The sequence below is a fragment of the Paenibacillus sp. FSL E2-0201 genome (genome assembly GCF_037963325.1).
Lineage (GTDB): Bacteria > Bacillota > Bacilli > Paenibacillales > Paenibacillaceae > Paenibacillus_AQ.
In genome coordinates this window covers 5,985,680-6,008,385 of record NZ_CP150154.1, presented here as the reverse complement: position 1 = coordinate 6,008,385, position 22,706 = coordinate 5,985,680, and the positions used below count along the sequence as shown (strand labels likewise).

20 protein-coding genes are annotated in these 22,706 nt (G+C 41.1%); 17 read left to right on the top strand and 3 right to left on the bottom strand.

The window, feature by feature from the left end:
- Positions 1 to 720: 720 nt before the first annotated feature.
- Positions 721 to 4,278, top strand: a complete 3,558-nt coding sequence (locus NSU15_RS27025; RefSeq protein ID WP_339288206.1) for an alpha-amylase family glycosyl hydrolase — start codon at positions 721 to 723, stop codon at positions 4,276 to 4,278.
- Between the two features lie 82 nt (positions 4,279 to 4,360).
- On the opposite strand, the gene NSU15_RS27020 is transcribed toward NSU15_RS27025, so the two are convergent.
- The gene (locus tag NSU15_RS27020; RefSeq protein WP_339288204.1) at positions 4,361 to 4,954 is read right to left on the bottom strand and encodes a YdeI family protein; all 594 of its coding nucleotides are present in this window, start codon (positions 4,952 to 4,954) and stop codon (positions 4,361 to 4,363) included.
- Between the two features lie 170 nt (positions 4,955 to 5,124).
- On the opposite strand from NSU15_RS27020, the gene NSU15_RS27015 reads away from it, so the two are divergent.
- From NSU15_RS27015 to NSU15_RS26955, 13 genes are all read left to right on the top strand, one after another.
- Positions 5,125 to 6,003: an aminoglycoside phosphotransferase family protein gene (locus tag NSU15_RS27015; RefSeq protein ID WP_339291485.1), complete on the top strand. Its 879-nt coding sequence runs from the start codon at positions 5,125 to 5,127 to the stop codon at positions 6,001 to 6,003.
- A 231-nt stretch (positions 6,004 to 6,234) separates the two neighbouring features.
- Positions 6,235 to 6,798, top strand: a complete 564-nt coding sequence (ahpC, locus tag NSU15_RS27010; protein ID WP_042131127.1) for an alkyl hydroperoxide reductase subunit C — start codon at positions 6,235 to 6,237, stop codon at positions 6,796 to 6,798.
- Between the two features lie 14 nt (positions 6,799 to 6,812).
- A complete protein-coding gene (ahpF, locus tag NSU15_RS27005; RefSeq protein ID WP_283909160.1) occupies positions 6,813 to 8,342 on the top strand; it encodes an alkyl hydroperoxide reductase subunit F in 1,530 nt (509 codons plus the stop codon).
- A 221-nt stretch (positions 8,343 to 8,563) separates the two neighbouring features.
- Complete coding sequence (locus NSU15_RS27000) at positions 8,564 to 9,385, top strand: methyl-accepting chemotaxis protein (RefSeq protein ID WP_042131125.1); 822 nt, start codon at positions 8,564 to 8,566, stop codon at positions 9,383 to 9,385.
- Between the two features lie 114 nt (positions 9,386 to 9,499).
- Positions 9,500 to 10,216 (top strand): purine-nucleoside phosphorylase, encoded by a 717-nt coding sequence (gene deoD / locus NSU15_RS26995; protein WP_042131124.1) that lies wholly within the window; start codon positions 9,500 to 9,502, stop codon positions 10,214 to 10,216.
- A 238-nt stretch (positions 10,217 to 10,454) separates the two neighbouring features.
- The gene (locus tag NSU15_RS26990; protein ID WP_339288202.1) at positions 10,455 to 11,465 is read left to right on the top strand and encodes a cation diffusion facilitator family transporter; all 1,011 of its coding nucleotides are present in this window, start codon (positions 10,455 to 10,457) and stop codon (positions 11,463 to 11,465) included.
- Positions 11,466 to 11,539: 74 nt separating this feature from the next.
- A complete protein-coding gene (locus NSU15_RS26985; protein ID WP_042131123.1) occupies positions 11,540 to 11,860 on the top strand; it encodes a metal-sensitive transcriptional regulator in 321 nt (106 codons plus the stop codon).
- A 108-nt stretch (positions 11,861 to 11,968) separates the two neighbouring features.
- Entirely contained in the window at positions 11,969 to 12,205 is a 237-nt protein-coding gene (locus tag NSU15_RS26980; protein ID WP_076120967.1) for a glutaredoxin family protein, read from the top strand.
- Positions 12,206 to 12,326: 121 nt separating this feature from the next.
- The gene (locus NSU15_RS26975; protein ID WP_081954200.1) at positions 12,327 to 12,656 is read left to right on the top strand and encodes a four-helix bundle copper-binding protein; all 330 of its coding nucleotides are present in this window, start codon (positions 12,327 to 12,329) and stop codon (positions 12,654 to 12,656) included.
- Positions 12,657 to 12,863: 207 nt separating this feature from the next.
- Positions 12,864 to 15,296 carry a heavy metal translocating P-type ATPase gene (locus NSU15_RS26970; RefSeq protein ID WP_339288198.1) on the top strand — a complete coding sequence of 811 codons (2,433 nt, stop codon included), beginning with the start codon at positions 12,864 to 12,866 and terminating at the stop codon, positions 15,294 to 15,296.
- Positions 15,297 to 15,950 (top strand): nitrite reductase, encoded by a 654-nt coding sequence (locus NSU15_RS26965; protein WP_339288197.1) that lies wholly within the window; start codon positions 15,297 to 15,299, stop codon positions 15,948 to 15,950.
- A 236-nt stretch (positions 15,951 to 16,186) separates the two neighbouring features.
- A complete protein-coding gene (locus NSU15_RS26960) occupies positions 16,187 to 17,185 on the top strand; it encodes a globin-coupled sensor protein (protein ID WP_042131118.1) in 999 nt (332 codons plus the stop codon).
- Between the two features lie 59 nt (positions 17,186 to 17,244).
- The gene (locus NSU15_RS26955) at positions 17,245 to 17,829 is read left to right on the top strand and encodes a dihydrofolate reductase family protein (RefSeq protein WP_197069716.1); all 585 of its coding nucleotides are present in this window, start codon (positions 17,245 to 17,247) and stop codon (positions 17,827 to 17,829) included.
- A 64-nt stretch (positions 17,830 to 17,893) separates the two neighbouring features.
- Here NSU15_RS26955 and NSU15_RS26950 read toward each other — a convergent pair whose 3' ends face one another.
- On the bottom strand, positions 17,894 to 18,073 hold the full coding sequence (locus tag NSU15_RS26950) for a hypothetical protein (protein WP_076120322.1): 180 nt from the start codon (positions 18,071 to 18,073) through the stop codon (positions 17,894 to 17,896).
- 248 nt (positions 18,074 to 18,321) lie between these two features.
- On the opposite strand from NSU15_RS26950, the gene NSU15_RS26945 reads away from it, so the two are divergent.
- The 3 genes from NSU15_RS26945 (at position 18,322) to NSU15_RS26935 (ending at position 22,289) form a co-directional block, all read left to right on the top strand.
- Positions 18,322 to 19,131 carry a CPBP family intramembrane glutamic endopeptidase gene (locus tag NSU15_RS26945; RefSeq protein WP_339288196.1) on the top strand — a complete coding sequence of 270 codons (810 nt, stop codon included), beginning with the start codon at positions 18,322 to 18,324 and terminating at the stop codon, positions 19,129 to 19,131.
- A 136-nt stretch (positions 19,132 to 19,267) separates the two neighbouring features.
- Positions 19,268 to 21,655 (top strand): ATP-binding protein, encoded by a 2,388-nt coding sequence (locus tag NSU15_RS26940; protein ID WP_339288195.1) that lies wholly within the window; start codon positions 19,268 to 19,270, stop codon positions 21,653 to 21,655.
- On the top strand, positions 21,633 to 22,289 hold the full coding sequence (locus NSU15_RS26935) for a response regulator transcription factor (RefSeq protein WP_042131113.1): 657 nt from the start codon (positions 21,633 to 21,635) through the stop codon (positions 22,287 to 22,289). The genes NSU15_RS26940 and NSU15_RS26935 overlap by 23 nt, the downstream gene beginning before the upstream one ends.
- Here NSU15_RS26935 and NSU15_RS26930 read toward each other — a convergent pair.
- Positions 22,286 to 22,660 (bottom strand): hypothetical protein, encoded by a 375-nt coding sequence (locus tag NSU15_RS26930; protein WP_042131112.1) that lies wholly within the window; start codon positions 22,658 to 22,660, stop codon positions 22,286 to 22,288. The genes NSU15_RS26935 and NSU15_RS26930 overlap by 4 nt on opposite strands.
- Positions 22,661 to 22,706: the final 46 nt, after the last annotated feature.

Here is a 22,706-nt window from a genome sequence, read left to right as displayed (position 1 = left end):
ATAATTACATAAATTAAATCCTTATAAAAAGGGATGAGCAATATGGCAAATATCGAGCACTTACAGACCGTGAATGTTCCAGCTTCAACGGTCAATCATTCTTCGTCAGATGAAATGGGTGGAAGTGACCTCATTTTATCGCGTATGTAATTATAACTGGGCTATTTTTTTGTACAGTCTTAAACAGTATTGCGAAGAAGGGAGGGTCTTCCGTATCATTAACGGAAGTTTTAGAACCATTGAAAACACGGATGGGTGAATAAAGTACATGATCCCGAGAACTGATTTCGGAAGTACTGGGTAAGTACGAAGAAGTTGTCACCCAAGTCTTGATAATCATTCGTTCAACAAACGGGAAACTATAGTTCTATAAATAGCGGTAGTTTAAAATTTTTAAAATGCCTTGAACAACTGATGAATGAAAACGATTGAACTTTTGAAATTAGACCACTAAATTTATATATTTTTAGCCTAAAAGATGCATTGACCCGGAAAAGGTTGGAGCCTATAATCATAAACAGGGAAAATTCATTAGATATAGAGCTATCTGTAACCTGAGGATTTCTCAACAGTCCTATATGTAAACGCATACAATGAGGTTTTTCCATGTTTTCTTAGAAGGAGGAGATTGTATAAGTTAGATTGTTTCTTTTTTTCTCATTTTTGCAAACGTTTGCACAACGGATTTTGCACTTAAAAATTAATGAGGAGGTTATTTATTTGGTACGTAAACAATCTAGGCGGTTTGTTTCTTGGTTGATCATTTTTTCGCTTATTTTTAGTTTATTCGGTTTATCCGGCGGGGCTTCAGCCAGCAACACTGATTATACAGTCTCTTATACGAACTCCACAGCATCTGCTGTAACACTACATTGGACCACGAATAACTGGACGAATATTACCGACACGGTCATGACTAAAAATGGGACCACATTTACGGCCAACCTCAATGTTCAGGAGGGCGCCACACTTATATATTGTTATCACATCACAGCCCCAACGGATAGTTGGGACAGCAACGGAGGGAAGAACTGGACGGTTGTTATTCCGGTTGCTGGTAAATACGAAGCTGAGAGCGCAGCCTTGTCAGGTGGCGCAAAAATAAATACGAATCACACCGGATATACTGGCACCGGTTTTGTTGATGGATACACAACTACAGGAGCAACAACCACCTTTAACGTTCAGTCTTCTGCTGCAGGTGACTATAACGCAACGCTCCACTATGCCAATGCGACGGGCAGTGCCAAGAAAGTTTCTATTTATGTGAATGGAGTAAAGGTAAAGCAGACCACTTTAGCGAACTTGGCAAACTGGGATGAATGGGGGGACCAAACAGAAACGCTCTCCTTACAAGCAGGCAATAATACGATCGCTTACAAATATGACTCGGATGATACTGGGAATATAAATATTGACTATGTAACTCTCTCAAACGCACCAACACCAACATCTACCGCAACACCAACACCAACACCAACACCAACACCAACACCAACACCAACACCAACACCAACACCAACACCAACACCAACACCGACCGTAACACCAACTCCTACACCAACGCCAACGCCGACCGTAACACCAACTGCAACTCCTACACCAACGCCGACCCCAACTGTGACGCCAACCCCAACGCCAACTACGGCTGGCTTAACGGTTCATTTTAAGAAACCAGCAAATTGGAGTTCAACGATCCGAATTCATTACTGGAATCTGAGTCCGTCAACGGTTCCAACAAGCGGGGCTTGGCCGGGAATTCTGATGAAATCGGACGGAAATGACTGGTACAGCTATACTATTTCCAACGCTACTGGCACAAGCCTTATCTTCAATGATGGCAACGGCAAACAGACTGCTGACTTGTCCCGCAGTGTAAAAGAGGGCTGGTATTCTTCAGATAACGTATGGTATGACGCTAATCCGGAAATTCCGAAGATTCCTGTGATTTCAGTCTCTCCTACGCCGAAAACATATGATTCTGCTCAAACTGTGAAGCTCTCCAGTATCAATACTGGCGATAAAATTTACTATACGACAGACGGGTCGACCCCTACGACAGCTTCTACCTTATACACGACACCAATTCAAGTAGCCTCTACTACAACTATTAAGGCTTTTGGTGTTAACTCCTTAGGTCAAGCAGGCAGTGTAGGCACTTTTGCTTATGTCATTGACCTAAATCTCGACCTGCAAGCCCCAACCATAACAGCTAATCTACCTGTTGGGAATTCAAGCTCTGCGGTTACCGTCTCTTTTAATATAAAAGATAACAAAGCAGCAACGACCACAGCATATTACACAGATAATGGTACGGAACCAACTACTAGTTCAAATCTCTATATCTCTGGCAATGCTTTAACTGCTCTGGCAGGACCGTCCATTCTTATTAATAAGACGACGACACTGAAATTCCTGGTGGTCGACGGTGCCGGAAATGAAACGAAACAGAGCTTTGTCTATACGATTGGAAATAAAGGCGATTTCCGTGAAGACACCATATATTTCGTGATTACTTCACGATTCTATGATGGTGATCCGAGTAATAACGTGCATTCATGGGAGGATGCCAAGGCAGGCAATCCGGATTCAGACCCAGCTTGGAGAGGTGACTTTAAAGGACTGATTCAAAAGCTCGACTACATTAAAGCGCTCGGATTCAGTGCTATTTGGATTACCCCAGTTGTGCAGAATGCCAGCGGGTATGATTATCATGGCTATCATGCGATTAATTTTTCCAAAGTAGATCCAAGGTATGAGTCAGCAGGAGCTTCATATCAGGAATTAATTAATGCAGCTCATGCCAAAGGGATAAAGGTAATTCAGGATGTTGTTGTAAATCATACCGGTAATTTTGGGGAAGAGAATCTGTTGCCTATGTTCAAAAAAGATCCGGCTGCAGCGGACACTGTGAATAACATGATCAAAATTACGGATAAACTGCCAGCTAACTATGATACGATGACCCCTGATCAGCAATATCAGGCCAGACTCGCAATCATGAAAAATGCGGAAACCAACAATAACATGTATCATACTGAAAAAAGTCTTTCCTGGGAATCTTACACCGTACAGACAGGACAGATTGCAGGAGACGCTGTGGACTTGAACACGGAAAATCCTGTAGTGAATCAGTATCTAATTGACAGCTATAATCAGTATATTGATATGGGTGTTGATGCTTTCCGGGTCGATACTGTGAAGCATGTGAGCCGGTATATTTTTAACAAATACTTTGTTCCTGCCTGGAAAACAAGAGGGGGCTCAAACTTCTTTGTCTTTGGTGAAGTGGCTACTCGGTACAGAGATGTATGGAATAGTGGAATTCCGGCAATATCGACTCCATTCTATACTTGGAAAAGCTCGAAAGCCTATCCGGGTGACGGACAAAATGACTACGCTTCCAACAAGCTGTCAGTAGAACAAGAGTGGGCAGATAACTCTACTACAGCGGGGCAACCAACCTCAAATAATGCTTTTTTAATAGGCAATAATTATCATGCACCTGACTATTCGATGAAATCGGGTATGGATGTTATTGATTTCCCAATGCATTGGGCATTCAAGACTGCACAGGAAGCATTCAGTATGAAGAGCGGTGATCAGTACTATAACGATGCTACTTGGAATGTAACTTATGTTGACTCTCATGACTATGCACCTGACCAAGCCCCTGAGAATCAACGATTTGCAGGGACTCAAGACACTTGGGCTGAGAATCTCTCGCTGATGTTCACCTTCCGGGGAATACCTGCGATCTATTATGGTTCTGAAATCGAGTTTAAAAAAGGATCAGTCATCGATGTAGGTCCAAATGCACCCCTAAGCTCAACAGGGCGTGCTTACTTTGGAGATCATATTGAGGGTAGCGTTACGGTACAGGACTACGGTAAGTATACAAATGCTACTGGTACACTTGCCGATTCATTGAACTATCCTTTGGCAAAACATATCAGACAACTCAATTTAATCAGAAGAGCTGTTCCAGCCTTGCAAAAAGGCCAGTATTCCACAGAAAATGTATCCGGTGATTTGGCGTTTAAAAGAAGATATACCGACAGCGCGAAAGGTATTGATAGCTTTGCGTTAGTTACGATCTCAGGAAATGCGACATTTACCGGAATACCGAACGGAACTTACGTGGATGCGGTGACTGGCGATACCAAAAACGTTACTAACGGCACAATCACTCTGGTATGCTCCGGAAAAGGAAATGCGAGAGTGTATGTATTGAACGGTAGCGGTGGAATTGGAGTAACCGGAACCTACCTGAAGTAGAATAAAGTCTTTTAGTAAAAAGAGAAGAAGCAACCTCAGTTCGGATTATTCACCGATCTAAGGTTGCTTCTTCATATACAACTTAATCATTTAATCCTTTACCATCCAGAATTTGCGGAATCCATTTCTCAACCCTAGACACACGGGTTTTGGATTGCTTGGGTTCCGAAAAATGATGAAGGTATGCTCTTTGCCGCCCGGGCGTCAAGGCTTCAAAAGCATTTTTCAAGGCAGGTTGTTCATCGAGTTTAGTTTGAAATTCATCAGGAATGATGAAATCAGTATTCTTTTTAAATTCTACTTCCAAACCAGCTTTTTCAATTTCGATGGCTTCATAAATATAGTCTTTTATGATGCTTTCTTTTTCAAGGATCTCTTGAACATTGGTGAACCGGATCTGGCGTGCTGCTTGTACATTCTCCGTTTGTTGAATCAGAATCCCATGGGTATCCTTTAATAAGACACCTTTATGAAACAGCAGTGCAATATATTCTTTAAATCCATGGATTAAGACTATGTTTTTGTTCTCAAACGTGTAACAAGGATGCATCCATTTAAAGTCTTCGGTCAACTCACAGTCAAGAATGATATTTCTCAACGTCTCGTATTCTTCCTGCCACTGTTTTACTTTTCTTAAGAATCCGTCCACCTTAGCGTTGGTTCTGCTATTTGTCATTAAGGAACACCCTTCTTCCTCGTAATTATATAAAGCTTTCTATTTGCTTAGCTTGTCCCTTTTGCGGTTGATCTAATTGCATAGTTTGCATACAGACACTAGTATAGCTAACATAATATTAGATGTCTCATATGGAAATGGCTAGTAAAACTTATGTTAGCGAGGTATTTATGAATACAATTACCGTCGATTTAGTTGCAAGATTAATTAATGAACAATTTCCCGCGTGGTCCGATTTAGAGATTAGACCAGTAAAATTCAGTGGGAATGATAATCGAACGTTTCATTTAGGCGAGCATATGAGCGTGAGGTTACCAAGTGCAGCAGCTTATGCTCCACAAGTAGAGAAAGAGCAACTATGGTTGCCCATATTAAGTAAAGAACTCACGTTACCTATTCAAATACCATTAGCCAAAGGGAAGCCTAACGAAGAATATCCATTGCCGTGGTCTATCAATAAGTGGGTAGAGGGTGAAACATTAACGTACCAAAATATTAATAATCTTAATCAGTTTGCAAGAGATTTGGGAGCATTCTTAATAGAGTTACAATCTATTGATGCTAGTGGAGGACCTTTAGCAGGAGAGCATAATTTCTATAGAGGTGGAGCTTTAGCTGTATATGATGAAGAGTCTAGACATGCGATTGAGCATAATAAAGATATTTTTAATGAGAAGCTATTGAGAGGAATCTGGGAACTGGCATTAGCTTCTAAATGGAATTCCAAGCCGGTTTGGGTTCATGGAGATATTGCGCCAGGGAATTTACTAGTCAAAGATGGAAAGCTGTGTGCAGTCATTGATTTCGGAATCTTGGGTGTAGGCGATCCTGCTTGTGATGCGGCAATGGCATGGACCTTTTTTGATGAGGATAGCAGAAAGGTATTTAAGGATGTATTACAGATGGATGAAGAGACTTGGAATAGAGCAAGAGGATGGGCTTTATGGAAAGCTTTAATCACATATAATGGAAATCGATATTTTAACCCAAAGGTAGCGAGGGAATCCTTAAAAATAATTAATCTCATAGCAGATGACTTCGAATTGTAGAAATTGCCCTACATAAAACGTCTAAACTAGCCCATACTAGTTCATAAGTATGATAATTTATGAACATTTAGCGACTGACAACGATTATCATATTAGAATTATTATAAATAACTTGACAGGCCTTAATTTGGTTAATTATAATAATTACAAATAGTATTCAGATATGTGATGTTTGCAGATTTGAATATTGTATCCACAAAAAAAATAAAACTTAAAGGAGATTTAAATAATATGTCACTTATCGGAACAGAAGTCCTACCATTTAAAGCAAGCGCATTTCAAGATGGGAAATTCATCGATGTTACAGAAGAAAACTTTAAAGGTAAATGGAGTGTAGTTTGCTTCTACCCAGCTGACTTTACATTCGTATGCCCAACTGAACTTGAAGATCTGCAGAACCAATATGAAACCCTGAAACAACTGGGTGTTGAAGTATATTCCGTTTCCACAGATACTCACTTTACACATAAAGCATGGCATGAAAGCTCTGCAGCCATCGGCAAGGTAAAATACATTATGATCGGCGATCCTTCTCATGTGATTTCCCGCAACTTTGATGTTCTGATCGAAGCTGACGGTCTTGCTGATCGTGGTACATTCATCATTGATCCAGACGGTATTATCCAAACCGTTGAAATTAACGCTGGTGGTATTGGTCGCGATGCTAGTGCACTTGTTAACAAAATCAAAGCAGCACAATATGTACGCAATCATCCAGGTGAAGTTTGCCCAGCAAAATGGTCCGAAGGTGCAGAAACGCTTAAACCAAGTCTCGATCTTGTAGGTAAGATTTAAGGAGCGAAAGCTAAATGAAATTAGATCAAGAAATCAAAGCTCAACTAGCTCAATACCTAGAACTCTTGGAAGGCGACGTAGTACTGAAAATCAGTGCAGGCTCTGACGAAGCATCTCAAGAGATGGAAGCGCTGGTTGATGAAATTGCCAAAATGTCAGCTAGGATCACGGTAGAAAAAACCGAACTGCCTAGAACCCCAAGCTTTAGCGTAAATCGTGTGGGTGAAGATACAGGCGTTACCTTTGCTGGAACTCCGCTAGGACATGAGTTTACTTCATTAGTGTTGGCTCTATTGCAAGTTAGCGGAAGAGCACCTAAGGTTGAGCAAAGTGTTATTGATCAGATCAAGAGCATTAGTGGCGAATATAAGTTTGAAACTTATGTCAGCCTAAGCTGTCATAATTGCCCTGATGTTGTACAAGCACTGAACCTAATGAGTATCTTCAATCCTGGCATTACCCATACTATGATTGACGGCGGAGTGTTCAAAGAAGAGGTAGAACGCAAAGAAATTATGTCTGTTCCAAGCGTTTACCTTAACGGTGAATTTTTCGAAAGCGGTCGTATGACGGTTGAAGAAATTCTGGCTAAAATGGGTAGTACTGTGGATGCATCAGAGTTTGACAACAAAGCTCCTTATGATGTACTTGTTGTTGGCGGTGGCCCAGCAGGTGCAAGTGCAGCAATTTATGCGGCACGTAAAGGGATTCGCACAGGGATTGTCGCTGAACGCTTAGGCGGTCAGGTCAACGATACCCTTGGCATTGAGAACTTTATCAGTGTTAATTACATTGAAGGTCCTCAGCTAGTGGCTAAACTCGAAGAGCAAGTGAAAGAGTACGGTATTGATGTGATGAAGTTACAACGTGCCACACGTTTAGATAAGAATGATTTAATTGAAGTTGAGCTCGAGAACGGTGCTGTTCTAAAGAGTAAGACGGTCATCCTGTCGACAGGTGCTCGTTGGCGCAATATGGGTGTGCCTGGTGAAGCTGAATTCAAGAATAAAGGCGTAGCCTACTGCCCACACTGTGACGGTCCTTTATTTGCAGGCAAAGATGTTGCCGTTGTCGGCGGCGGTAATTCAGGGATTGAAGCAGCGATTGACCTTGCGGGTATAGTGAAGCATGTAACGGTTCTGGAGTTTGCTCCAGAGCTCAAAGCGGATGCTGTACTGCAAGATCGTCTCTACAGCCTACCTAACGTTACTGTGCTTAAGAACGTGCAAACGAAAGAAATTACTGGAACGGATAAGGTAGATGGTATTTCTTATATCGATCGTGCGACAGAAGAAACTCACCATATTGAATTACAGGGTGTGTTTGTACAGATCGGTTTGGTTCCGAACACAGATTGGTTAGGTGACATGGTTGAACGTACTCGCGTTGGCGAGATCGTTGTAGATAGCCATGGTGCCACAAATGTCCCAGGAGTATTTGCTGCTGGCGATTGCACTAATAGTGCTTATAAACAAATCATCATTTCGATGGGATCAGGTGCAACAGCAGCTTTAGGTGCATTTGATTATCTGATCCGTAACTAATCGATACTGTTAATAAAAGCAAGAAATCAAAAGCCCTCACTTCAAAGTGGGGGCTTTTGTTATGTTATCCGTATGTTGTATGAGAAAAAAGGGGATTTGTAAACTTTTTTGGAGGATTTTATGAGGATTCCTCGAATACATATTTCAAATATGAACTAAGCAAAATTTAGAATTTAGCATGATTAGAAAATTCTTTTTGCTGGAATGGAGACTAGATTTTTGTGATTAACAACATTGAATCCTTAAACAAATTTATCTCGTTTATACCTATTATTAAATTATCTATTCCGGCTGATTTATCCATAGCCATCTGTGATCTGGAAAGGTTTGTTGCTTATTTTCCTGGCGACACCATTGATTTAAACATTAATGAAGGTCAACTGTTAAACAAAGAAGAACCACTTTACTTAGCTATGCGAGATAATCAAGCTTTGAAGTCCGATGTGCCGGCCAACTTCTATGGATTCGAGTTTACGGGTACTGCGACACCTCTTCACGATCAAACGGGTCAAGTCATTGGCGGGATTGCAGTTCAGATTCGCAGACAAAGTGAATTAAAAGCTATTGTAGAACAGATCTCAGAATCACTAACCCAAGCCAATGAGCAAATTGATAATATTTCATATGGCGCAAGTTCACTTGCGGAGTACACTCAGCAACTACTTATACAATCCCAGCAAGCTGGAAGAGATGTGGAGAATACTACAGAGGTCCTATCGATTATTAAAAAGGTTGCTGACCAAACGAATTTACTCGGGCTAAATGCAGCCATTGAAGCGGCGCATGCAGGTGAGAAGGGAAGAGGATTTGAAGTCGTAGCCAAGGAAATTCGAAAATTTTCACGGGAAACCGTTTCCTCAACACAAAATATAAATGAAACCATGCTACAGATTAAGGGGATTACGAACCAAATGGCTAACTCGATAGAGAAGATAGCTGCGATCGGACAAGAACAGGCGGCATCTGTTCAGCATACTTCTGCATTTATTGAGGAAATAAAAATGATGTCCCAAAAGCTTAACGAGTTTGCGAATAAATTGTAGTAAGAGAATCAGTTCTTTTTTTGTTGAAACAAAAGAATATTTTAAACGTATATTTAAATTCATGGATGGTATAGTAAGATAGTAGTGGAGTAACAAACTTAGGAGGAATAAATCATGTCAACACCGCACAATGCAGCACAGAATGGTGAAATCGCCAAAACAGTATTAATGCCAGGAGATCCGTTAAGAGCGAAGTATATCGCAGAAACCTATTTGGAGAACCCAACCCAATTTAATACGGTACGGAATATGTTTGGATATACAGGTACTTACAAAGGAAAAGAAGTGTCAGTAATGGGTTCGGGAATGGGAATGCCAAGTATCGGTATTTATTCTTATGAACTATACAAAAACTATGGTGTGGAGAACATCATCCGCATCGGTAGTGCAGGTGCCTACACAGATAAATTGAACTTATTTGACGTAGTGCTGGCGGATAGTGCTTGGAGTGAATCTACATACGCCTATGTGCAAAGTGGTGTAGAAGGAGACGTGCAACTGCCAAGTAAAGAATTGAATGAGATCATTGAAGCAGCAGCAAAACGCATTAATAAGCCACTTTTGACTGCAAGAATTCATTCCAGCGATGTGTTCTATCATGAAGACAACGTGCCAGGCCACAATGAATTTTACAATGAGCATGGTTGTGTATGTGTAGAAATGGAGAGCTATGCACTGTTCCATAATGCGAAAGTATTAGGTAAACAAGCAGCATGTATTCTTACCATTTCGGATTCATTAGTTACCCATGCAGTAACCACGGCAGAAGAAAGACAAAATTCTTTCAACAGCATGATGGAAGTTGCATTAGAAGCAGCGATTTCCCTTTAAGATTAAGAAGTGAAAGATAAACTAAAACATCTTTATACAGAAATTGTATAGAGATGTTTTTTTGCGTTTTCAAGATTTAAGAGACTATACCCCTTAGGTTAATTATTGACAAGAAGAAAAATCCAGATCATAATAACATATGAGCACTTGTTCATATGTTATTATGATCTGGAGCTTTTGAATACCACTGCGCGCGCATACAAATAATATTTTGCTGAAGGTAAATAGGAGGTAAATCATGAAGAACAAGAAGAATAATCACAATCATCAGATTGAGCATGTAGACGGGCAACACTCCGATCACGATCACAGCGATCACAATCATTCCCATGCAGGACACGATCATTCCCATGGACCTCACGGTCATCATCATTTTGATCCTAGCGGAAACAAAAAAGGACTAATGATTGCATTAATAATTACAGTAGGAATTATGTTTTTGGAGTTTTTTGGCGGACTGGTCACTAACAGCTTAGCGCTGCTATCGGACAGTGGGCATATGCTAAACGATGCAAGCTCCTTAGCATTAAGCTTAGTAGCGGTCTGGTTTGCAACTAAACCTGCCTCTCCTAATAAAACATATGGATTTCATCGGTTTGAAATTCTAGCGGCACTATTGAATGGGGTCACCTTATTTGTAGTTGCTGGTTTTATCATCGTGGAAGCTTATGGCCGATTCTTCGAGCCGCCTACGGTTGCAAGTGGTTCTATGATGCTGATCGCATGTATAGGTCTTTTAGCCAATGTTGCTAGTGCTTGGTCTCTTATGAGAAAAGGGGATGTAAAGAATAACATTAACCTTCGCAGTGCTTATCTTCATGTGCTTGGCGATGCATTAGGCTCCGTAGGGGCTATTATCGCAGGTTTAGTCATGATGATTTTCGGTTGGTATATTGCCGACCCGATTATAAGCGTACTAGTTGCTCTGTTAATTCTTAGAGGCGCTTGGGGAATCATCAAACATACCGTTCATGTTCTTATGGAAGGTACTCCGATTACAGTGAATCCATCTGAGGTGAAGGCAGTTCTAGAAAATATCGAAGGCGTTATAAATGTTCATGATCTTCATATTTGGACGATTACCTCCGGCCTTGATTCACTAAGCTGTCATCTCTTAATTAATGATCAGGAGGATGATCAACGTATTTTACAGCAAGCTATTCAGTTAATAGCGGAACGCTTCAAAATCCAGCATACTACTATTCAAATTGAGACATCGGTGATATTCCATGAAGTGATGAAAGTCTAAACGGTATTTTATATTTTGAATAGAATAGGAGGGCTATAGTATAATAAAACTATATGGAAAGGAGTGATTGGTGCATGGAAGATCATACGCATGAGCACGAATCATGTAGCACGGGTGAACGAAAAAGTCATCACTCTGAGAAGACTAAAAAGAACCTGGTTAGCCGTCTCAATAGAATTGAAGGACAAGTAAGAGGGCTAAAAGGATTGATTGAAAAGGACACCTATTGTGATGATGTGCTGCATCAAATCTCTTCGGTCCAATCTGCTTTGAACGGCGTAGGAAAGCTTTTGTTAGAACATCATATGAAGAGCTGTGTCGTGGAACGAATCCAAGATGGTGAAAATGAAGTGTTAGACGAGTTATTAATTACCATCAATAAATTAATTAAATAATGGATAATAGAAAGGATTCGTTGGTGAATCCTTTTTTGTTAGATTCAAATATAGTATAGGGGGGTATACTAACAATATTAGAAAATATACTGAAGGAAGGAGATCCATATGAATGTAGAGGTATTTACAACACCGACCTGTGAGGATTGCAGAAGTTTTAAAAAGTTCTTAAGTGAGCATCGTATTCCATTTACTGAATTTAATATTGCAGATCATCCTGAGCACGCAGATACACTATTTAATCGAACAGGAAAAAGGCTGGTTCCTACCATTTTCATTAACAATCAGGTATTCTTCGGATTTGTGTTCAATCGTCAAGAAATTGAGAAGCAGCTTCTTGTCTAAGGCTCAGGACTTTATATAATCATCATCCGGCAATTTCTCAGAGCATGATAAGTTAGCTCAAGATTGGGTATATATAGAGTAGGGGACTATCCTAAATTACATCTTGAGAGGAGCTTATACGATGTCACATCAAGATTATAAAGCGTGTATTGAAGAGTGTTTAAAATGTATGGTTGCTTGTAATCACTGTTACTCATCTTGCTTGGAGGAAGACCATGTTGCCATGATGAAGGAGTGCATTCGTCTTGATCGTGAATGTGCAGAGATATGCGGATTCACGGCGCATGCCATGTCGATGAATAGTAAATATGTTAAAGCCCTATGTTTAGCTTGTGCAGAGGCTTGTGAAGCCTGTGGAAACGAATGTAAAAGACATGACCACGAGCATTGCCAGCAATGTGCAGAAGCATGTTTTGCCTGTGCAAGAGTTTGTCGTGAAATGGCCGCTTAACCTAGTAGAGAGTGCTTCAAATCAGACGAATGAAAAAAGGGAGTGTTCTCAGAAACAGGATTTCTGTTACTGAGAATGCTCCTTTTTAGGTATTTGCAGTAGAGCTTGTTGCTTGACATAATATAGGGTAGGGGGGTATACTAACATCAAGAAGAAGATGATACAAACCATGAAAATCATCACAAAAGTGGAAGAGGTGTTTATATAATGGCTACTACTGGGGCGGGGCAATCACAAACGTCACTTCAGATCACAGGGATGACTTGTGCAGCATGTGCAAACCGTATAGAAAAAGGCTTGAATAAACTTGAAGGTGTAAGTGAAGCCAACGTAAACTTCGCAATGGAGAGGGCTACAGTGACTTATGATCCGAACATAGTGGACGTAATTAAGATGGAAGCAAGTATTCAGAAGCTTGGGTATAGCACGGCTAAAGAAGCTGTGGATTTACAGCTTGTAGGTATGACATGTGCCGCTTGTGCGCTGAAAATTGAAAAGACTCTGAATAAGCTACCAGGCGTAAGCACGGCTAATGTGAACTTTGCGATGGAAACAGCCCATGTCGAATATAACCCCGTTGAAGTTTCTGTATCTGATATGCAGAAGCGGGTAGAGAAGCTTGGATACAAAGCTGTTCCCAAACAGGAGCAAGGTGACCCCTCAGAGCAGCGACAACAAGATTTATCCAAGCAAAAAAGTAAGCTTCTGATCTCCGCAATTCTATCGTTTCCACTACTGTGGGCGATGGTGAGCCACTTTTCGTTCACTTCGTGGATATGGCTGCCCGATCTTTTTATGAATCCATGGTTCCAATTGGTTTTGGCAACACCGGTTCAATTTTATATTGGTAAACAGTTTTACATCGGTGCCTACAAAGCTCTACGTAACGGCAGTGCGAATATGGATGTACTGGTTTCACTGGGGACCTCAGCAGCCTTTTTTTACAGCTTGTACCTAACCATAGTTTGGGCTGTTGATGGTGGGAGCGCGCATCATGGACCAGAAATGTATTATGAAACGAGTGCAGTATTGATTACTCTCGTTCTAATGGGGAAATTGTTCGAATCCTTGGCAAAAGGACGGACATCGGAAGCGATTAAATCCTTGATGGGACTGCAAGCTAAGACGGCTTTGGTTGTCCGCGATGGTGAAGAATTAAGTATTCCTGTAGAGGAAGTTATTGCAGGTGATATAGTCCTTGTTCGTCCAGGGAATAAAGTCCCTGTGGATGGTGAAGTTCTGGAAGGAATCTCGTCGGTAGATGAGTCCATGTTGACAGGCGAAAGCCTCCCTGTTGAAAAGAAAGCCGGAGATTCCGTCATTGGAGCGACAATTAATAAGAACGGAATGCTTCGAATCAGAGCAACCAAAGTAGGTAAAGAAACTGCTCTTGCACAGATTATTAAAGTGGTTGAAGAAGCGCAGGGTTCGAAAGCCCCTATTCAACGGGTCGCTGACGTCATTTCCGGTATTTTTGTTCCTATCGTTGTCGGGATTGCAGTTATTGCATTCTTAGTGTGGTACTTCTTCGTAACACCGGGTGATTTTGCAGGAGCCTTGGAAAAAGCAATCGCCATTCTGGTTATTGCATGTCCTTGTGCTTTGGGTCTGGCTACGCCAACCTCCATTATGGCTGGTTCCGGACGTGCAGCTGAATGGGGCATCCTGTTTAAAGGCGGAGAACATTTAGAGCAAACGCATAAAATTGACACAATCATCTTAGATAAAACAGGTACAGTAACAAAGGGCAAACCTGAGCTTACCGATATTTTGGTTGAAGGTGATGAGACAGAATTTCTTAGACTGGTGGGTGCAGCGGAGAAGAATTCAGAACATCCACTTGCAGAAGCTATTGTCGCAGGCATCTTGGAAAAAAATATTGAATTGCCAGGGACAGAATCTTTTGAAGCCATTCCAGGGTTCGGGATCAAGGCTGTCGTGGAAGGTAAAGAGCTGTTAATTGGTACTCGGCGTCTCATGGACAAATACGGAGTAGAGGCAAGTCATGCCTATAACATCATGTCTACCTTAGAAGAATCCGGTAAAACAGCAATGCTTGTTGCTATAAATAAAGGGTACGTGGGTATGGTAGCTGTAGCGGATACGATTAAAGAAACCTCTCAGACTGCTGTCAGTCGCTTGAAAGGAATGGGAATCCAGGTCATCATGATCACCGGTGATAACGAACGTACAGCAAAGGCGATCGCAGCCCAAGTTGGCATTGATCATGTACGCGCTGAAGTGCTTCCAGAAGGAAAAGCGGAGGAAGTGAAAAAATTACAAGCGGAAGGAAAAATAGTAGCCATGGTTGGGGACGGCATTAACGATGCTCCTGCTCTTGCTACTGCAGATATTGGGATGGCAATCGGTACCGGTACGGATGTGGCTATGGAAGCTGCGGATGTTACTTTAATGCGTGGCGATTTATCCAGTATTCCAGATGCTATCTACATGAGCCGTAAAACGATGACTAATATTAAACAAAATCTATTCTGGGCACTTGGTTACAACTCACTTGGCATTCCGATTGCAGCACTGGGTTTCTTAGCTCCATGGGTAGCGGGGGCGGCAATGGCTCTCAGCTCGGTTTCCGTTGTTCTTAATGCACTTCGTCTGCAACGTGTGAAGATCCGTAACTAAATGGCTAGAGGAATGGAGACGGGGATAAGTATGGGAGAGATAACGAAAATAGCAGTTGCGCCGCCAATTCAAGTGGGGGGAAGCCTGTTTACACCAGAGCAGCTGGCTACAATTGGGGCTATTGTAGGGAAGAATGCGAAAATTGAAATGACACCTTTTAAACAGCTTTATTTGGAGGTGCCTCTGGAGCAACGAGAAGAGATAGTGGAACAACTTGAGCATACAGGATTGGAAGTATATCCAGCGGGATTTGTCACGAAAAGCCTGATTGCCTGTAATTTTTGCAGAGGGGCTGAGGATGCGGGGCTGGCAGTTGCACAGAAATTAAATCAGTCTATAGCAGGGATTGAAACACCTTTGCCACTGAAGATTGGTTATGCGGGCTGTGCACTCGGAACAAGTGAACCCTTGTTGAAAGATATCAGCGTTGTGAAAATGCGTAATACTTATGAGGTTTTTGTTGGAGGAGAACCTAAGGGGCTTAAGACTTCAATCGCACAATCCTTTAGATCAGGGCTGACTGAGGATCAACTCATTCCACTGATTTTGTCATTGATTAACTACTATAAGGCCAACGCCAAAGGGAAAGAGAAATTCAGAAAGTTTATTGACAGGATGACATTAGAATCGATGCAACAAGTTGTTGCAGTATAGTAAAATTATAATTTTAAGAGGGGCTTCCTTTATAGGAGCTCCTCTTTTTAGTGTGATCTAAGAATAATGCTGCGAAATGCAAAGTTTGTAAAATTAATAAACTATTTAAGTAAATATAGTGTTAAAATTTATTAAAATAATACCTTTATTATCAAGATAAATAGATGCCATAGGGGATGGCATGGAAGATGCGATGATCATTATATAAACAGTATGAGAGGGAAGTTGACCAAATTATGATCAATCTTAGTTCAGAGCGACAACAGCAAGTTAGCTATATTGGGATTACTGAGGCTGATTTAAATGTATTGAAAAGTAAGGAAAAAGAATTCAAGCAAATCGTTAGCTCGCTTGTAGATGAATTGTATAAACAGATGATTGAGGAGCCTGAGCTACTCCACATCATTGAACAGCACAGTACACTTGATCGATTGAAGGAAACGCAACAGTGGTATTTTTTATCCATGGCATCGGGTGTGATTGATGAAGCATTTATTGAAAGACGCCTGCTTATTGGTAAAATTCACTCGCGTATTGGTCTGACAACGAATTGGTATTTGGGCACTTACATATTATATTTGGATCTCGCTACAGCTTATTTTGAACGGATATTACCGACCGAGTGGAAACCCGTCATTCATGCATTAACTAAGATGTTTAATCTGGATTCTCAGTTGGTTCTTGAAGCCTACGAAGTCGATGAAAAAGCGAAAATAGAAAATTTATTGGAAAAGCAAAACCACTTGCTTACAGGGGTTAGTTCTGCGGTTCAAGAATTAGTATCCTTAATGGTTCAACTAAAAGACAGCAGTGAATCTATAGAGGAATTAGCTAGTAAGAATGCTGATTATCAAGAGAAAACACATCAAACTGTGTTATATCTCGACAAAGAGGTAGAGTCTATTCATCAAGTGGGTACAATGATTAGAGAAGTGGCTGATCATACGCATCTTTTGGGCTTAAACGCGGCGATTGAAGCGGCAAGAGCAGGGGAGCATGGAAGAGGCTTTGAAGTTGTTGCGAATGAAGTAAGAAAGTTAGCGCGTCGCTCTAAAGATTCAGTAGGTACGATTGATGAGAAGCTGAATAATATCAACTCCACACTGTCCAAGGTGAAAAAAGAGTCGGAACACAATTCTATGTATTCCAGAGATCAGGTGAAGGGCTCTCAAGAACTGGTATCTTTCGTGAGTCTGATTGAAAAAGTGACCGTTGAGTTAGAAAAATTGAAGTGAACAAGCAAGTTGCTGATTGATTTATTAAGTCTCAATTCCTGATACAGGGAGCGATGAGTGTGTCCGTAGAACATTATGTACAAGATGCAGAAGCTTCAACTAGAAAGATCGTGGCAGGATTATTCATGTCGCTGGATGGAGTGGTAGACTCGCTTGAAGCCTCACCTAAGAAGTGGGGGAGTACTGAAATGAACGAGACGATTGCTGCAGGTGTCGCTCAGGCGGACACTGTACTGCTTGGACCACGTACTTACAGAATGCTAGCCCAGTTCTGGCAGCATCAGAGTGACGATCTGCCTATGGCAAGATTTCTGAACCGTTCTGCTAAATATCTGGTCTCAAGTACAATTACGGAGGATAAGCTCAAATGGCAACCTGCGACGTTGATTAAGGGGAAGCTCTTCGAGGAAATTACGAAGCTAAAGCAACAGCCTGGAAAGAACATTCAGATTCCTGGCAGTCCGAGATTAGTTCGATCCCTATTGATGAATGGACTGCTAGATGAGCTTAGGCTTAATATTTGTCCCGTAGTCGTTGGCTCTGGAATGCGGCTTTTTGACGAAATCACGAATCTGGTTCCTCTTCAGCTTGTGGACTCAAAAGCTTACAGCAACGGTGTGGTAGGCTTAACGTATCGCATATAATCTTTGAATTGAAACACTCCTTCAGAATATTCTGAGGAGTGTTTTTTTGGTTTAGCAATGCACTTTAGACGTCTGTTTTAGAGACACCGTTTAAGCTGGGGACGTAATCGGCAGCTTTATCGATGTTTACCATCTGAGCCGCTTCATTAAAATTATTGTTATTCTGTGCGTTGTTTTTCTTACTCGGTTGATGTTTTCCCGGTTCACCTTTGGGACTGGCATTATTTTTAGGTATGACATTCACCTCCATATTCTCCCCATAGTATGAGAAGGTAGCTTGAATTTTATGCCAGCCCTTGGTTGCTACGGATCCAGGAGCGCTAATCGACTTTTTTTGTGAAGTGCAAAAGTCTTTATATTGCGGTACACACACGTACCACCGCAATATATTTGTGGTTTTAACGGCAGCTGTTTTCGGTGATAGGTCCTGACTGTCGTTGTAGAATTGGAATATATAGAAAAAATAGGAATCTATAAAACGAAAAAAGTGAGGTGAGAGTATTGCTCTCGGACAAGAAACAATCTCTTCTATTTATTTTTATCGTGTGGGCAATGTCACTTGGAATGCTGCTACTCCCAAAATCAGCACAAGGTTTGTACGGATTCACTCCGTTACTGGCAGTATGTCTCATGATGTTCTTGATTGTGCGAGACGGTTATCGTGCTGAGGGATGGAGGAGATTAGGCTTCAAATTTAGAGGAGGGAAAGAATACGCATTGGCTTTAGTCATTCCTGTAATTTCACTGGGAGCTGGATATGCTGTCTATTGGACAGGATGGGCATCAAGCTTGGTGCCTCCAGATTCATGGATCAAGACTGCTATATATTTGATCGTTTATATTGTTCTGGGTTCGCTATCCGCTTTGGGTGAAGAAATAGGCTGGAGAGGCTGGCTGCTCCCGCGCTTTCAATGGATGGGAAGAGTTAGTTCCAGTATAACAATGGGCTTAATCTGGGCGATATGGCATTATCCGGCGATTCTTGGCCCGCGGGCCTATCATTCTTCAGGAAACCGCTGGCTTGTGTTGACCCTGTTCACCTTATCCGTTGTATTTGCGGGAATCATTATTAATGAACTGCGTCTGACCTCTGGCAGCATATGGCCGGCAGTGCTTTTGCATGGAGCTAATAATGCGGTGGATAGTGTGTTGCGCAATATTACTTCCAGTTCATCACCGATGCTGGAGTATGTAGCTGGAGAGAGTGGTTGGGTCCCAGTGATTTTATATGGCGCTGTGGCCATCTGGATGCTGAATCGAAACCTCAAGATAAAACGGCAGTCGATCAGTTTAGGGCAATAGCTTTGCGCGTTCGTCTATAAATGAAGGAATATCATGCATAAAAGTATATTATTCCCTGTTGAATTCATTTAAAATGGTAGAGAATACACGGATTGGATTACAAATATGTATAATTTTGTTGTTCCGGGGGATTCAAATGAGAGTGAAGCTCCGTTATGTTTACATATCAGGATCACTTTGTATTTTTGCGTTTCTTATCATTCATTTTGTGGGGATCATTCACTCCAACCTCTTACTTGAAGTCGGCTTGGCGCAGAATGAACAAGGACAATATTTTATCGCAGAGATTGATGCTTCCAGTGAAGGTTATAAACAGAATCTGCGAGAAGGAGATATCATAGTAGCGGTTAATGGAACACCGATTAAGAAAGTGGATGGACCCGTGAGATATGGAAATCTGACGCAAGTTCATTCCATTGACCTCCTCCGTATTTCTAGAGAGGGTGCTCTGGTGGCAGAACATTATGATATCAAGAATAAATCCTCCGTATATCATACGTTTACACAGCTTGTAGTTCCTGGAGCGACCTTTGTTTTTTTGGCCGTGTTGAGTCTTCTTTTATATCGTAGAAAAAGTGGAGAACGCGCAGCAGAACTACTAATTTTGTTCTTTTTATTGGTGGGCGTGACGTACTTTGCGGGATATGCCTCAAGCAGATCAGACCTCATCGCTAGAATTACTATGAGTTGCCTGTTACCTTTAATCCCGCTGGTGTTTATCCATTTTCTCCAAGTGCATCTGAAACGATTTAATGTTCTATTTCTTTCGACTTTTCTAATTAAGATTTTTTATGGGTTCGTCATTTTGTTAGGGATGCTGGCAACCTTAAGTTTAGTTATTTACTCCTGGGATAGGTCCTTATATTCCTTGATACGTCTGATTGTTATCGGTTTCTTTGTAGTTGGCATCCTATACAGCATATTTAAGCTGCTCTATTTATACATCAATTATAAGAGCAGTGCACTTAAATCGATGTTTAAAATTATGCTCACCGGACAGATCCTTTCCTTTACACCTTTTATTCTTTTATCAGCGGTGCCGATAGTTTTTGGGGTCGATTTGATTCCTTACGAAATCACTACGATTTTCTTGTTTTTAATGCCGGTTACCTATTTTTATCTGCTCACTGCTAAACAGCTTTTTGATATTGATTTTGCTTTTAGTCGATTTAAATATGATCTTTTCATTGCTTTTATTCCGGCGCTAATGATTGTGGCAGTGCTTGCGATCATTCAGAGTAGACCGGAATATGATTGGATCAAATGGGTGCAGATGTTTTTGGTAGTATATTTATCGATTACGACCTTCTTATTCTTCAAGGAGAAAATAGATTGTTATTTCCGGCCTAAGCTGTTCCGTGAACTTCACCATTATCAAGGAAGTTTGGAACGATTCTCTCAGCAAATCTCAAAGGTTATGAAGATATCTGATTTGGAAGCTGCACTCAACAAGGAGATCAATGAGATTCTGCCGGTGAATCGGTCAGCTTTTTTTGAGATAGATGAGGCTGAGAATTTGCGTACTCTTCATCCACTTGTGGACGATTCAGGCCAAGAAATCCATTTGCATTTTGTATCACAATCTCCTGTTCTTAAAGTAGGTGAGGTGATTCAACTCAAGCAAGGGATCCTACTAGTGATAGGCCGTCATAAAAAGAGTGTTCATCTCTTATGGATCGATCATAAGAAGAATCATATCAAGTTTAACAGAGAAGAGATAAATTGGTTAAGTACCATCGCAAACTATGCAAGCATCGTCTATGAAAATTTATATCTGATTGAAGACCTAATTGAAGACCTTGAAGCTGAAATGAAAAAAGAACACCATGGGACCCCATGGGTTTTGCGCCTGATTTTTAACTTATCAGAGAATGAACGTAGAAAGTTGGCGGCGGATTTACATGATTCTGCACTTCAGGATCAGCTTATTTGGCTTCGTAGGCTGGAAACACTGATCTCCGATCACGACATTTCAACGGAAATCTTACCGGAGCTGCTTCAGATTAAAGAAGGGCTTTTGGATGTCATCTATCAGATTCGGGAGACTTGCAATGAACTGCGTCCTCCGCTTCTTAGAGAAGCTGGAATTGTGAAGGCGCTGGAGATTTTGTTTGAGTATGCTCAGTTACAGTCCAATTATACTATTACCTTTACTTCAAGTCCGATAGGCGAGCTGGATGACGAACTAGTGATCACCATTTATCGAATTGTACAGGAGCTTTTACGGAATGCCGCGAAGCACGCTAAGGCAAATCAGATTGAGCTTGAGCTTGATCAGAAAGAGTATCTCTATTTCCGTTACAAGGATGATGGAGTAGGCATGAATATCGTGGATATTAAGGAATCCTTTCAGCATATGGGCTTGTCTGGTATCAAAGAGCGTGTAGCGAGTTTAGAAGGAAAATGCACGTTTAACTCTGAGAAGGGTAAGGGGCTAGAGGTCATTATTTATTTACCGACAACGACTTTCGCGGAAGAAAAGAACAGAGGAGGCGATGGCGATGATACGTATCTTGTTGGTTGATGATCATCCTTCAGTCGGAGAAGGAACCAGGAATATGATTGAGCAGGATGCTGATATGGAGGTAACCTTTGTTTTGTCAGCGATGGAAGCTTTCGATAGGCTAGAGCAGCAAGAATTTGATGTGATTTTATGCGATCTTAATATGCCTACAATTAGCGGACTTGAATTCACTAAAAGGGCTGTTCAGCGTGATCCCGAATCTAAAGTGGTGATTTACACCGGATATGAAATCAGTGCCCATTATAACCTGTTGATAGAGTCGGGGGTTACGGGATTTATCTCTAAAACAGCTTCCAGAGAGCAGTTGTTAAATACCATTCGGTGCGCATTAAGAAATGAGGCTGTCATTCCAGTTTCCTTACTTAAGCAGCTAAGAAGAAATGATATTAAGATAACTAACAATCGTGGTACTCAACTCATTGAAGAGGTATCTATTAATCAAAAGGAACAAGAAATACTCCAAGAAGTAGCCAGTGGAAAAAGCAATAAAGACATAGCCAGCAAGCTCTTAATGTCACAAAGGACTGTGGAGTATAACTTGACGAGAATCTTCGAGAAGCTGAGTGTACATTCCAGATCCGAAGCAATCGTGGAGGGAAAGCGTCTGGGACTTGTTAGATCAGAGCAATTTTAATATCTTGCTGTGTGGTTATCATATCGCTGAGCAATTATCAGAATGATGAAGACGGCAAGGGTCCCCAAAAGAAGAGGCATATCTCCTTCAAATTCGCCACCTAGAATCATCATTGCAATAAACTGAACAACGGCAACGATCAAGCCTATCCATACAAACCGAAATTTGTCTTGCTTGATGGCAATATACATCTGAATGATTCCTAAGTTTAATAGAAGATAAATTCCAACGGCTATAAGTATCCATAGCCATTTAGCTTCTTCTGTTCCAGCAAAGGTGGACCAAATCGCCAGTGGAAAGGCATAACAATTAATTCCTATAAGAGCAATTATCCATACGACCCAATACATAGTTTTGTTAGTCTTATTCATGGTGTTAAGCACCTCACTTTGATTTCTTGTTTGTCATTACCTGTAA